Source organism: Collinsella sp. AF19-1LB (assembly GCF_003459655.1).
GTDB lineage: Bacteria > Actinomycetota > Coriobacteriia > Coriobacteriales > Coriobacteriaceae > Collinsella.
This window is the reverse complement of sequence record NZ_QRWO01000012.1, coordinates 56406-68491: the sequence shown is the minus strand read 5'-3', so window position 1 is coordinate 68491 and position 12086 is coordinate 56406. Positions and strand designations below refer to the sequence as shown.

Below are 12086 nucleotides of genomic sequence, written 5' to 3'. Positions count from 1 at the left end.
GACGCTCTTACACCACGTCTGCGCGCGCCACCGTCCCGGAACTCACCGTAGGGGAGCTCCGGGCTTCACAGGGGCACGAATAGCCCACTCCGACCTGCGAAATCTGTACTCGCGATGCGAATGACGCCCCTAACCTTAAACTTTAGCTTGAACTTAGCTATAATGCGCTACGTTCCTACCAGGCTGTGGTTGCGGACGGACGAAATGCCCGTCCTAGTCCAAGACAGACGCGGTCAAAGGGATCCACGTAAGCGACCGCGTGCGCGCGGCGCGATCATGGCGCGTCCTAGATGTAAGCCGCACCGTCCGTTCTACTTTCTTTGGGGCAATACCGCCTCGCGGGCGAGCGGGCCAGTCGTGAAGGTGGCTGCGGCCTCCCGAGCAAACACCCCGGTGCGCAAGTGTGGGGTCAAATACCAGGTCAGCTGGTGGGAACAACCTGATATTCCGCGCAACGCACGGATCGTATACGACACAGAAGGCAGGGTAGTGGACATGGTGAGGGGCAGCTTGATGCACGCGGCTCGGTTAGGTGCTGGGACCGCAGCGGTCATCGCCGTTTTGGGCCTGAGCGGATGCGCGTTCAACCCGCTGTCTACGTTCACGACTCCCACGATCGACCAGATCGAGTACGAGACCGTCACGCCCGCGGTGTCGGATGATGCCCTGGTCACCCCCGGTACCCTGACGGTTGCCCTCGATACCTCCGATGCGCCGCAGGCCATGCAGGGCGCTGACGGCGAGCTCACGGGGTATGCAGTCGACGCTGCCCGCGCCCTCGCAAGCCGCATGGGCCTTAAGGTCGCCTTTGTCGATGCGTCCTCGGCAGGTTCCGCGCTCGGTGACAAAAAGGCTGATATCTTTATCGGCGAGATCAACTCCACGGATGGGGACGTTAGCTCGCTCGGCACCTGCCTGTACGATGCCGCTTCCGTGTTCGGTAAAACCAGCGATGGTGGGTCGCTGAGCGTTTCCACCGATACCCTTAACACGTCTACTCTGGGTATCCAGATGTCCTCGGCCTCGCAGGAGGCGCTTGCTAAGCAGAGCATCACCGCCAACCAAAAGACTTACTCCAACATCAACGAGTGCTTTGAGGCGCTCGAGTCCGGCGAGGTCGACTATGTGATCTGCGACTCCACGGCTGGCGGTTACCTTGCGCGCCTGATGAGCGAGATCTCCTATGTCGGTGCGCTCGAGGCGCCCTCGACGCTTGGTGTTGCAGGCCTTTCGTCCAATGACGAACTGTGTCGTGCCGTGAGCGATGCCCTCGACGGTATTACGGCCGACGGCACGCTCGAGGCGGTTCACTGCGTCTGGTACGGCCAGATTCCCTACGACCTCACCACTAAGACGGTTTCGGGCGCTAACGTGCAGCCGGGCGACTCTGAGTCCAGTGAGACCACGTCCTCCGGCAGCGAGTCCTCCGATTCCAACAATGAGACCGCATCCTCCGAGGACAAATCGTCCAGCCAGGAAGGCACCATCACTGACGACGACATTAACAAACTTAATAGCTAGTTATTGCTAGGGGCGGTGTCTCCTATACGTTGGAAAGGACACCTCTTCACGGTTTCAACACGCACTGCCGGGTTTCCCCAATAGGGGAGCCCGGCTTTTTTATCCCTATAAAACCAGCAGGTCAAAGCCAATTTTCGGGACCAAATACAAAGTCGCCGACGCCCTCCCATAGCGCACTTTGCCACAGAAAAGTGCGAGACTTCGGTATGCGGTATTAAGCAATCGTTATTCGGGTCTTTAGGAATCCGCGTGATTAAATGCACGGCAATGGGTACATAGCCAGTACAGTAAGTCCCCGAGGCAGATTGGAGCCACGTATGGATATCAAGGTTTCTGGACGCAAGACGACGGTAACCGATGCTCTGCGTGCGCATGTGGATGAGAAGATCGGCGAGGCGCTCAAGGTTTTCGATATCGAGCCCATGACAGTCGACGTCGTGCTTCGTTATGAGAAGAACCCCTCGAACCCCAACCCGGCAATCGTCGAGGTCACGGTTCGTGCCCGCGGCTCTGTGATTCGCGTTGCCGAGCACGGCGCAGATATGTATGCCGCCATCGACCTCTCCGCCGATAAGGTTACCCGCCAGCTGCGCAAGTTCAAGACTAAGGTCGTGGACAACCGCCAGGGTGGTGCCAGCGCCGCGGATGTCGCACCGGTCGAGCGCGTCGAGGATCTGGCCGACCTGCTGCTGCCCGAGGAGGAAGACGACCTGCTCGTCCGCGAGAAGGTTATCGACGTCACTCCGATGACTGAGGAGCAGGCGCTGGTGCAGACCGATCTGCTCGGTCACGACTTCTACGTGTTCGAGAACGCGACGACCGGCCTTATCAATGTGGTGTATCACCGTAAGAATGGTGGATATGGCATCATCAAGCCCCGCATCGAAACACTTGACGAGTAAAATACGTTAACTTGCATGAGTTAACGGCTGGCGGCCATCCCATGCGGGTGGCCGCCTTTTTACGTAAGGAGTCGCTTTGATGGACAAGGCCGCATCCGCCGGTCATTCGGACCGTTGCCGCATCGTCGTCGATACCTGCTGCGACTTTAGCCCCGAGGTCGCCGCGAACCTCGATGTCGATATCCTGGGTTTCCCCTTCATTATCGATGGCGAAGAGCGCACGGATGACATCTGGTCGAGCATCACACCCAAGGAGTTCTACGACCGTATGCGCGCCGGTGCCCGCGTGTCCACCTCGGCTGTGTCGCTCGGTCGCTATATCGAGTTCTTTACCGAGTGCGCCAAAGAGGGTACGCCTACGGTCTACCTGTGCTTTACCTCGGCGCTGTCGTCGAGCTACAACTCCGCGTGCCAGGCGGCAGATGCCGTGCGCGCCGAGTATCCCAACTTTGAGCTCTACGTGGTCGACAACGCTCTGCCCTGTGCGACCGGCGAGCTCTTGGCGCTCGAGGCCGTCCGCCAACGCTCGGCGGGACTCACCGCCAAGCAGCTGGTCGACTGGGCAAACGAGGCCAAGACCTACGTCCACGGCTACTTTACGCTCGAGAGCTTTGACGCGCTGGCTGCCGGCGGCCGCATTCCGCCCGCGGCGGCGCAACTCACGGCAAAGCTCGATGTCAAGCCCGAGCTCTCCTACGACCTGGCCGGCTCGCTGTCGCTGATCGGCGTCAACCGCGGCCGCAAGAAGGCGCTCAAGTCCATCCTCAAGTCGTTCCGCGAGAACTACGTGCCCGACCGCACCATGCCCATCGCCATCATGACGGCCGATGCCGAAAAGGACGGCGACTGGCTCGAGGCCGCCATCCGCAAGGAGGAGGGCTGCGCCGACGTCACGATCATTCGCAGCTCCGTGGGCCCCACCATCGGCTCGCACGTGGGCCCCGGCATGGTGGCCTGCGCGTTTTGGGGCAAGAATCGCGCCGAGAAAGCCTCGCTTTCCGACCGCATCGCGCGTCGCGTGCGCGGCCAGTAGGCAAGTAACGCGGCCGTAATCGATCCCAACTCACTGCCCAAGCGCTGGCGCTGAGTATTCAACTTGGTAACAACACCCAACCCAAAAGGAAAGGTTTCATGGCAAACAAGCTCTCCGTCGCATTCATCGGCACCGGAATCATGGGTGCCCCAATCGCCGGCCACATCCTGGATGCCGGCTATCCTGTCACGGTCAACAACCGCACCAAGTCCAAGGCCGCCGCGCTAATCGAGCGCGGTGCCGCCTGGGCCGATACGCCGGCCGATGCCGTGGCGAACGCCGATGTCGTCTTTACCATGGTGGGCTATCCCTCCGAGGTCGAGGAGCTCTACCTGGCGGGCGACGGCCTGCTCGCCTGCACTAAGCCCGGCGCGGTCCTGATCGACCTCACCACGAGCTCGCCCGAGCTGGCGCGCGACATTGCCGAGGCCGCTCAGGTTTCCGGCCGCATGGCGTTTGACTGCCCCGTCACCGGCGGCGAGTCGGGTGCTATCGCCGGCACGCTTACGGCTATCGTGGGCGCCACCGAGAACGACATCGCGCCGGTCCGCGACATCCTTGCCACCTTCGCGGCCAACATCTGCTGCTTCGACGGCGCCGGCAAGGGCCAGGCTGCCAAGCTCGCCAACCAGGTGTCGCTGGGCGCCTGCATGGTCGGCATGGCAGACGCCATGGCATTTGCCGAGCTGAGCGGCCTTGACCTGGAGAAGACCCGTCAGATGATCCTGGGCGGCACCGGCAAGTCCGGCGCCATGGAGAGCCTGGCGCCCAAGGCGCTCGACGGCGACTACAAGCCCGGCTTTATGGTCGAGCACTTCATTAAGGACCTGCGCTTGGCGCTCGCCTATGCCGACGACCGCGAGCTTGCGCTGCCCGGCGCCGACGTGGCCTTTACGCTCTACGACATGCTCGATGCCATCGGTGGCGCCAAGCTGGGCACCCAGGCCGTCACGGTCCTCTATAAGGAGGAGGCCGACGCCATCGCCGCCGGTCTGGACTGGTCGCAGTATCGTCCCGAGGAGCATGGCGCTCACGAGGACGGCTGCGGTTGCGGCGAGCATGGCGACGACCACGAGTGCGGTTGTGGCCACCACCATGGCGAGGACCACGAGTGCTGCGGCGGCCACGGTCATGACGACGGCCACGAGTGCTGCTGCGGCCATCATCACGAGGAGTAGCGCCCATGAGCTGGACGTTCGTGGTGCTTGCACTGGTGCTCTTTCTCTTTGCGATCTACATCGGTTTTTTGTGCGGCCAGTGGGCGTGCGAAAAGCGCGTCATCACCAAGCGCGACTACTGGATTGCCAACTTTGCGGGAGCGGCGGCAGTCGTCCTGCTGACCTGGGTGTTCTCGCTGTTCCCGCTGGTGCAGTTTGCGCCGATCGGCTGGCTTGGCGGCTTTATCGCCGGCCTTAAGATGAGCTTTGGCGAGTCCGTCGGTCCGTGGCGCAAGCACGACGAGGTCTTTAACGTCAACAAGGCTCACCGCGCCGCCGCCGACGCGGGCGACGCCGAGGAGCGTCGCCGTGCGCGTCACAATGGCGCAGCCGACCGACAGCTCATCTCGGTCACCGATGACAGCAAGGGTGCTGGCAAGCACGCTAAGAAATAAGAAGAGGTAACTATGGCAGAAAACAAAGACGAACAGCTCACCGATGAGGAGCTGGCACAGCTTCAGCTGGCAGAGGAGAACGAGAACGCCGTCGACCGTCTGGTCAAGGAGCTCGGCTGCCCCACGCGCCGCATGCGCCAGTTTGCCGCCCGCGTGCTGCATCTGCTGGCCGAGCGTGACCCGCAGCGCGTCGTGCCCTGCGTGCCTGCGCTGATCGAGGCGCTCGACCGCCCCGAGGCGCAGACCCGCTGGGAGGCCCTCGATGCCCTGACGGCGCTCGCTACCACCTGCCCCGAGCAGCTGGGCGATGCCTTTGAGGGCGCCGAGACTGCACTGTTCGACGAGATCTCCTCCACGCTGCGCTATGCCGCCTTCCGCCTGCTGTGCGTGTGGGGTGCCACGAGCGTCGAGCGTTCGCGCGAGGCTTGGCCCATCCTGGACGAGGCCATCCAGTGCTACCACGGCGACCTCGAGTATCGCGACATGCTCGGTTGCCTGTACGAGTTTTGCCAGGGCGAGATCGACGCCGAGGTTGCCGAGAAGCTTGCGCTGCGCCTTAAGTTCGATGCCGAGAACGGCAAGGGCAGCTATCTCAAGGCCCGTTCGAGCGAGATTTACGAAATGCTTGTTAAACGTTTTGGCCTGGATCTCTCCAAAAAGAAGAAGCGTGCTAGCGTTAAAAAATCTGACGACGCCGAAGACGAGGAGTAACAGATTATGGCGCACGATGTAGTCCTGATTCCCGGTGACGGTATCGGTCCCGAGATTACGCAGGCCATGCGCCGCGTGGTCGAGGCCACCGGTGTCCAGATCAACTGGAACGTCCAGGAGGCCGGCGCCGGCGTCATGGACGAGTTTGGTACGCCGCTGCCCCAGCACGTGCTCGATGCGGTCGCCGAGACCAAGGTTGCCATCAAGGGCCCCATCACCACGCCGGTCGGCACGGGTTTCCGCAGCGTTAACGTGGCCCTGCGCAAGCACTTTGACCTGTACGCCTGCGTGCGCCCCTGCCTGTCGCAGCCGGGCGACGGCTCGCGTTTCCGCGACGTCGACCTGGTCATCGTGCGCGAGAACACCGAGGACCTCTACGCCGGGATCGAGTTCGATGAGGGCGCTGCCGAGGTCGAGGAGCTCTCGCAGCTTGTCGAGCGTTCGGGCCAAAAGACATTCGCCGGCGATTCCGCGATCTCGATCAAGCCCATCTCTATCGCCAAGAGCCGCCGTATTGTGGAGTACGCCTTTGAGTATGCCCGCCGCTGCGGCCGCAAAAAGGTGACGGCCGTGCACAAGGCCAATATCATGAAGGCGACCGACGGCCTGTTCCTGCGCGTTGCGCGCGAGGTGGCCGCCAACTATCCCGACATTGAGTTCAACGACAAGATCGTCGACGCCACCTGCATGGGCCTGGTCCAGAACCCCAACGACTTCGATGTCCTGGTGCTGCCAAACCTGTACGGCGACATCGTGAGCGACCTGTGCGCCGGCCTGGTGGGCGGTCTTGGCATGGCGCCCGGCTCCAACATCGGTGCCGACTGCGCCATTTTTGAGGCAACGCACGGTTCGGCACCCGATATCGCTGGCCAGGATATCGCCAACCCCACGGCCGAGATCCTCTCTGCTGCAATGATGCTCGACCACCTGGGCGAGAACGATGCCGCCAATCGCATCCGTGCGGCCGTATCTGCCACGCTCGACGAGGGCGAGCAGGTTACCGGTGACGTGCGTCGTGCCCAGACCGGCTCCGTTGAGGGCGCTGTGGGTACGCAGGCATTTGCCGATGCCGTTATCGCGCACCTGGCCTAAGGCATGCACACTGCAAACGCCCAAATAGTACTTAAGTGTTTGCGTATAACCTAAGAATCAATACGCCCGGCGCTCTGTCGGGCGTATTCTATTGGGGACTATGTTTCCTAACAAGGAGTAACCGATATGGGTCTGATTCAAAAGAAGGACGAGAAGGACGAGATCGACGGCATCCAGATCATCGAGCGCGGCGAAGGCCCCGACGGTGACGAGGACGAGAAGATCGACCTGGTCGCCGGTACGTCTGCCGAGCACATTGCTGCTGGCACGACGGCCGAGGAAGAGGACGCCCGTCTGGAGGCTCAGATCGCCGCAGATGCCGCTGACGAGAATCTGATGCCCGAGGCCCAGGATGAGGACGACGATATCCTGGGTTCCGACGGGGACGATCACGTATCCAAGCACAAGAAGACGATGATTGCCGCCTTTGTGGTTGCAGTCGTAATCGCTGCGGTGGTCGGCTTCTTTATTGGCAATGGCGGCTTTGGCGGCAAGGGCGTCGGTTCGTCGACCCTGACCGAGGACCAGCTCGATTCGACCGTGGCAAGCTATAGTTATAACGGCAAGAAGAGCGACATCACCGCGCGCGAGGCCATCGAGAGCCAGTACAGCCTCGATACCGTCAAGGATAGCAACGGCAACTACACCGCCCCCTCTGCCGACGTCATCCTGTCCTACGTGCGCAACAAGATTCTGCTCGATGCTGCCGAGGACGAGGGCATTACCATCTCTTCTAAGGAGATGAAGAAGTACGCCGAGGATTCTATCGGCACCTCGGACTACGACACCATGGCCAAGCAGTATGGCGTGTCCAAGGACCAGGCCAAGCGGATCGTCCGCCAGTCCGCGACGCTGCAGAAGCTCTACAAGAAGAAGGTGGGCGATGCTTCCGCGAGCATGCCGACCGCTCCGACTGAGCCTTCTGACGGCAACGAGGACACCGCGAGCAAGGATTACGCCGATTACATCATCAACCTTGCCGGTGACGAGTGGGATAGCTCGAAGGGCACCTGGAAGGACGAGAACAGCACCTACGCTAAGGCCTTCGCTAACGATGCCTTTACCGCCGAAAGTGCCACCTATAAGCAGGCCATGACCGCCTATTACACCGCCTACCAGCAGTATTCCTCGCAGGCCTCAAGCGCTAGCTCCAAGTGGACCGAGTATGCTAACGGCCTCTATGCCAAGGCCAACATCAGCATCTACGGCCTGTTTGCGTAAGATCTGTCTGCACTACTGCGCGCTAACCGATCTACCTGATTAAGCCCGCTAGAACGACAAAGTTCTAGCGGGCATTTTGTTACCGAAACCACTAGGATAGGACTTGCGCCCGTGCAAGTGCTTCATCGGGTATCCTCAATTCATCCTGGAAAACGGCCGTAAACGATTGCAAATAACCGGTGAACGGTCAAAAACTACCGTTCACCGATAATTTCTAAACTGGTTCTAACTGGTATTAAGTCAAAAAGACCAATTCACAAATCTTCACAATGACCTGCATTTTTTCTACACGCCATTTTTAGCCACCCTGCGTTGTTTAGACACGAAAAAAGTTCCGATCTTTCGTCAAATCATTTCGAAACGGTTTCAAAATCGCAGGTAGAAGTGTTAATGAGCGGTAAACGGTCGATTTTTCGCCGTGAACGGTGCAAAAACGTTTTACTGTATGAATCAACGAAAGCAACCTCTTCTGTGGTGATATAGTGACAACAACACGTCACGTGGTTACTACCAGTTGAGAAACCACTGGTCTTCAAAGAACGCTTTCCAAGAAGCTTTAAGGGCACCCGCCCGCTGGCTTCCGAAAACTATCGGACTCAGATCGTACACACCTTCGGAAGGGAAATTTGAATGGTTGGCTTTATTCTTACCGGTCATGGACAGTTCGCACCCGGCATCGCAAGCGCTATCGCTATGGTCGCTGGTGATCAGCCCGCTTTTACCGTCGTTCCTTTTGAGGGCGACCAGGCTGCTTCCTACGGTGAGGATCTCCGCGCCGCTATTACCGCCATGCGCGAGGAGTGCGATGGCGTGCTCGTCTTTACCGACCTGCTTGGTGGTACCCCGTTCAACCAGGCAATGATGATTGCCCAGGATGTCGACAACGTCGAGATTCTGACTGGAACTAACCTTCCCATGGTTATTGAGCTTCTGTTCCTCCGCGGCAACGCCACGCTCGCCGAGCTTGGCGAGCAGGCCGTGACCGTTGGCCAGACGGGCATCACCGCCCAGACGGTCGCTTCCGTCGCTGGTGCCGAGGAAGAGGATATCTTCGGCGACGAGGACGGCATCTAATGGCCGATTTCGGAGCCAACGTCCTGAGCTCTTCGGTCGCTCTTTTGGGCCTGCTTGTCATCATGGGCTTGATTTACACCATCTGGTCGCAAATCAACATGAAGAAGAAGCAGAAGTACTTCAAGGAGCTGCACACCGAGCTCAAGCCGGGTCAGGAGGTTCTTTTCGCCGGCGGTATCTACGGAACCGTCAAAGGCATCGAAGGCGAAAAGGTCCAGATCAAAGTCCGATCCGGAGCCGTCGTAGATGTTTCGCGTTACGCGATTCAGGAGATCAAGTAACTGTCGTCAGCAAATAACGAAAGGAAGCTGATCAACATGGCAGAACCCAACATTCTTCTTACCCGCATCGATAACCGACTGGTCCATGGTCAGGTCGCTACCCAGTGGAACTCCACCCTGGGCTCCAACCTCATCCTCGTCGCCAACGACGACGTGTCGACCAACACCATGCGTCAGAACCTCATGAAGATGGCCGCTCCCACCGGCGTCGCTACGCGTTTCTTCTCCCTGCAGAAGACCATCGACGTCATCGGCAAGGCGAGCCCGCGCCAGAAGATCTTCATCGTGGCCGAAACACCGGAAGACGTGCTTACGCTCGTCAAGGGCGGTGTGCCTATAAAGAAGGTAAACATCGGCAACATGCACATGTCGGAAGGAAAGCGCCAAGTCGCCACCTCCGTCGCAGTTAACGACGAGGATGTCGCTGCGTTTAAAGAGCTGCAGGAATTGGGGGTGGAGTTGGAGATCAGGCGCGTTCCGAGCACGCCTGTTGAGGACACGAGCAAGCTCTTCTCGTAATCCTCGTGATCCACGTTGTCAGGAGTGAAACCCTGACATTCTGTACGTGAAATCCAAAGTGCGTACATACATTTTGAAAGGAGGAGCAAGATGGAATACACGATCTTCCAGGTCGCTCTGGTCTTCATCGTCACGTTCGTCGCGGCAATCGACCAGTTTAACTTCCTCGAGTCTCTCTATCAGCCCATCGTCACCGGCGCCGTCATCGGTCTTATCCTTGGCGACCTCAACACCGGTCTTCTCGTGGGTGGTACTTATCAGCTCATGACGATCGGCAACATGCCGATCGGAGGTGCTCAGCCGCCTAACGCTGTTATCGGCGGCATCATGGCAGCCATTCTCGCTATCGCTACGGGCCTTGAGCCCAACGCGGCAGTCGGTCTTGCCATTCCGTTCGCTCTGCTTGGTCAGCTCGGCGTTACCCTGGTCTTCACGCTTATGTCGCCGCTCATGTCCTCCGCGGACAACATGGCTCACAACGCTGACACCAAGGGTATCGAGCGTCTGAACTACTTCGCCATGGCTCTGCTCGGCCTGATCTTCGCTGTCGTCGTCACCCTGTTCTTCATCGCTGGCGCTACCATCGGTCAGACCATCGCTTCCGCCATCCCGACTTGGCTGCAGACCGGTCTCTCCGCTGCAGGCGGCATGATGCGCTTCGTCGGCTTCGCCGTCCTGCTCAAGGTTATGATGAACCGCGATATGTGGGGCTTCTTCCTCATGGGCTTTGGCCTCGCACTCATCACCGTTGCCAACGATTCTCTGGCAACCCCTGCCCTGCTCATCCTCGCTCTCATCGGCTTCGGCATCGCTTTCTGGGACTTCCAGCAGCAGACCGAGCTGAAGGGTGCAGCTGTTTCTGACGGAGGTGACTTCGAAGATGGCATCTAATGAGTATGTGATCCCGGAGCACTACGAGGATCTCACTCCTGCTCCGCAGCTCGACCAGAAGACCCTCAACAAGATGGCTTGGCGCTCCTGCTTCCTGCAGGCATCGTTCAACTACGAGCGCATGCAGGCCGCTGGCTGGCTCTACTCCATCATCCCCGGTCTGGAGAAGATCCACACCAACAAGAACGACCTCGCGGCTTCCATGAGCCACAACCTGGAGTTCTTCAACACCCACCCGTTCCTCGTCACCTTTGTTATGGGTATCGTGCTTTCGCTCGAGCAGAACAAGGTTGACATCCCCACGATCCGCGCCGTCCGCGTCGCCGCAATGGGCCCGCTCGGTGGTATCGGTGACGCCCTGTTCTGGCTGACGCTCGTGCCTATCACGGCCGGCATCACCTCCAACATGGCCATCAACGGCAACGCCGCTGCGCCGATCATCTTCCTGGTGATCTTCAACGTCGTCCAGTTCGCTCTGCGCTTCTGGCTCATGAACTGGTCCTACAAGCTTGGCACCAGCGCTATTGACGCTCTGACTGCCAACATGCAGGCCTTCACGCGTGCCGCTTCCATCATGGGCGTCTTCGTCGTCGGTTGCCTGGTCGTCACCATGGGTGGCACCCAGATCAACCTCCAGATCCCCAACGGCACCACCCGTGGCCTCTCCGCCAATACCGTGATCGTCTCCGAGAAGGAGGCCGAGAACTTCACCGGTATGGAGGGCATCGATACCGAGACCGCTGAGGCCGGTACCATCGCCATGACCGATGAGGACGGCAACGCCCTCACCGCTTCCGATGCCGACGGCAACGCTGTCGAGTGCGGCGTCACCGATCTGGGCAACGGCATGGAGTCCGTTACCTACGGCACCGTCACCGAGGATCCGGTCAACTTCTCCGTTGCCGACACCCTCAACACCATCGTCCCGAAGCTCGTCCCGCTTATGCTTACGCTGCTGCTTTACTACATGTTCGCTAAGCACAGCTGGACCCCGACCAAGGGCATTCTGCTGCTCTTCGTCCTGGGCATCCTGGGCGCTGGCCCGCTTGGTCTCTGGCCGAGCATCTGGTAAGGCTCTAGCTTGAGGGGTGTGTCCCTACGCGGCTCACACCCCGACCCCTTAAGCCATGTGTATGTTAAAAGCCGCGTGCTCGAAAGAGCGCGCGGCTTTTGTTTTCTTGATGATTCGGGTGTTGCGGACTGATAATGCTTAACACCCTAGGTAGTTA

The 12086-nt window shown here is 59.6% G+C and carries 13 protein-coding genes; all 13 read left to right on the top strand.

What is annotated here, in order from left to right:
• Positions 1-513: 513 nt before the first annotated feature.
• Positions 514-1521 (top strand): ABC transporter substrate-binding protein, encoded by a 1008-nt coding sequence (locus tag DWX39_RS05000; protein ID WP_158561619.1) that lies wholly within the window; start codon positions 514-516, stop codon positions 1519-1521.
• Positions 1522-1838: 317 nt separating this feature from the next.
• On the top strand, positions 1839-2423 hold the full coding sequence (hpf, locus tag DWX39_RS04995; RefSeq protein ID WP_035137685.1) for a ribosome hibernation-promoting factor, HPF/YfiA family: 585 nt from the start codon (positions 1839-1841) through the stop codon (positions 2421-2423).
• Positions 2424-2502: 79 nt separating this feature from the next.
• Positions 2503-3456, top strand: coding sequence for a DegV family protein (locus DWX39_RS04990; protein ID WP_117758697.1), 954 nt, complete (start codon positions 2503-2505; stop codon positions 3454-3456).
• 98 nt (positions 3457-3554) lie between these two features.
• Positions 3555-4634, top strand: a complete 1080-nt coding sequence (locus tag DWX39_RS04985) for an NAD(P)-dependent oxidoreductase (RefSeq protein WP_117758696.1) — start codon at positions 3555-3557, stop codon at positions 4632-4634.
• A 5-nt stretch (positions 4635-4639) separates the two neighbouring features.
• Positions 4640-5068: a hypothetical protein gene (locus DWX39_RS04980; protein WP_006236251.1), complete on the top strand. Its 429-nt coding sequence runs from the start codon at positions 4640-4642 to the stop codon at positions 5066-5068.
• Between the two features lie 12 nt (positions 5069-5080).
• Entirely contained in the window at positions 5081-5779 is a 699-nt protein-coding gene (locus DWX39_RS04975) for a HEAT repeat domain-containing protein (protein WP_117758695.1), read from the top strand.
• Between the two features lie 6 nt (positions 5780-5785).
• A complete protein-coding gene (locus DWX39_RS04970; RefSeq protein WP_117635809.1) occupies positions 5786-6871 on the top strand; it encodes an isocitrate/isopropylmalate dehydrogenase family protein in 1086 nt (361 codons plus the stop codon).
• 126 nt (positions 6872-6997) lie between these two features.
• Positions 6998-8092 (top strand): hypothetical protein, encoded by a 1095-nt coding sequence (locus DWX39_RS04965; protein ID WP_117758694.1) that lies wholly within the window; start codon positions 6998-7000, stop codon positions 8090-8092.
• A gap of 630 nt (positions 8093-8722) precedes the next feature.
• The gene (locus DWX39_RS04960; RefSeq protein WP_117758693.1) at positions 8723-9166 is read left to right on the top strand and encodes a PTS fructose transporter subunit IIA; all 444 of its coding nucleotides are present in this window, start codon (positions 8723-8725) and stop codon (positions 9164-9166) included.
• On the top strand, positions 9166-9447 hold the full coding sequence (yajC, locus tag DWX39_RS04955) for a preprotein translocase subunit YajC (protein WP_022094612.1): 282 nt from the start codon (positions 9166-9168) through the stop codon (positions 9445-9447). Before DWX39_RS04960 ends, yajC begins: the two co-directional genes overlap by 1 nt.
• Before the next feature lie 36 nt (positions 9448-9483).
• A complete protein-coding gene (gene agaV, locus DWX39_RS04950; protein WP_117640370.1) occupies positions 9484-9966 on the top strand; it encodes a PTS N-acetylgalactosamine transporter subunit IIB in 483 nt (160 codons plus the stop codon).
• Between the two features lie 90 nt (positions 9967-10056).
• Positions 10057-10857: a PTS sugar transporter subunit IIC gene (locus DWX39_RS04945; protein WP_035137676.1), complete on the top strand. Its 801-nt coding sequence runs from the start codon at positions 10057-10059 to the stop codon at positions 10855-10857.
• On the top strand, positions 10847-11929 hold the full coding sequence (locus DWX39_RS04940; RefSeq protein ID WP_117758692.1) for a PTS system mannose/fructose/sorbose family transporter subunit IID: 1083 nt from the start codon (positions 10847-10849) through the stop codon (positions 11927-11929). The genes DWX39_RS04945 and DWX39_RS04940 overlap by 11 nt, the downstream gene beginning before the upstream one ends.
• Positions 11930-12086: the final 157 nt, after the last annotated feature.

Bases quoted from the DNA above. Each gene is read 5' to 3' on its own strand.
- DWX39_RS05000 (WP_158561619.1), top strand. From the start codon at position 514: ATGCACGCGGCTCGGTTAGGTGCTGGGACCGCAGCGGTCATCGCCGTT.
- hpf (WP_035137685.1), top strand. From the start codon at position 1,839: ATGGATATCAAGGTTTCTGGACGCAAGACGACGGTAACCGATGCTCTG.
- DWX39_RS04990 (WP_117758697.1), top strand. From the start codon at position 2,503: ATGGACAAGGCCGCATCCGCCGGTCATTCGGACCGTTGCCGCATCGTC.
- DWX39_RS04985 (WP_117758696.1), top strand. From the start codon at position 3,555: ATGGCAAACAAGCTCTCCGTCGCATTCATCGGCACCGGAATCATGGGT.
- DWX39_RS04980 (WP_006236251.1), top strand. From the start codon at position 4,640: ATGAGCTGGACGTTCGTGGTGCTTGCACTGGTGCTCTTTCTCTTTGCG.
- DWX39_RS04975 (WP_117758695.1), top strand. From the start codon at position 5,081: ATGGCAGAAAACAAAGACGAACAGCTCACCGATGAGGAGCTGGCACAG.
- DWX39_RS04970 (WP_117635809.1), top strand. From the start codon at position 5,786: ATGGCGCACGATGTAGTCCTGATTCCCGGTGACGGTATCGGTCCCGAG.
- DWX39_RS04965 (WP_117758694.1), top strand. From the start codon at position 6,998: ATGGGTCTGATTCAAAAGAAGGACGAGAAGGACGAGATCGACGGCATC.
- DWX39_RS04960 (WP_117758693.1), top strand. From the start codon at position 8,723: ATGGTTGGCTTTATTCTTACCGGTCATGGACAGTTCGCACCCGGCATC.
- yajC (WP_022094612.1), top strand. From the start codon at position 9,166: ATGGCCGATTTCGGAGCCAACGTCCTGAGCTCTTCGGTCGCTCTTTTG.
- agaV (WP_117640370.1), top strand. From the start codon at position 9,484: ATGGCAGAACCCAACATTCTTCTTACCCGCATCGATAACCGACTGGTC.
- DWX39_RS04945 (WP_035137676.1), top strand. From the start codon at position 10,057: ATGGAATACACGATCTTCCAGGTCGCTCTGGTCTTCATCGTCACGTTC.
- DWX39_RS04940 (WP_117758692.1), top strand. From the start codon at position 10,847: ATGGCATCTAATGAGTATGTGATCCCGGAGCACTACGAGGATCTCACT.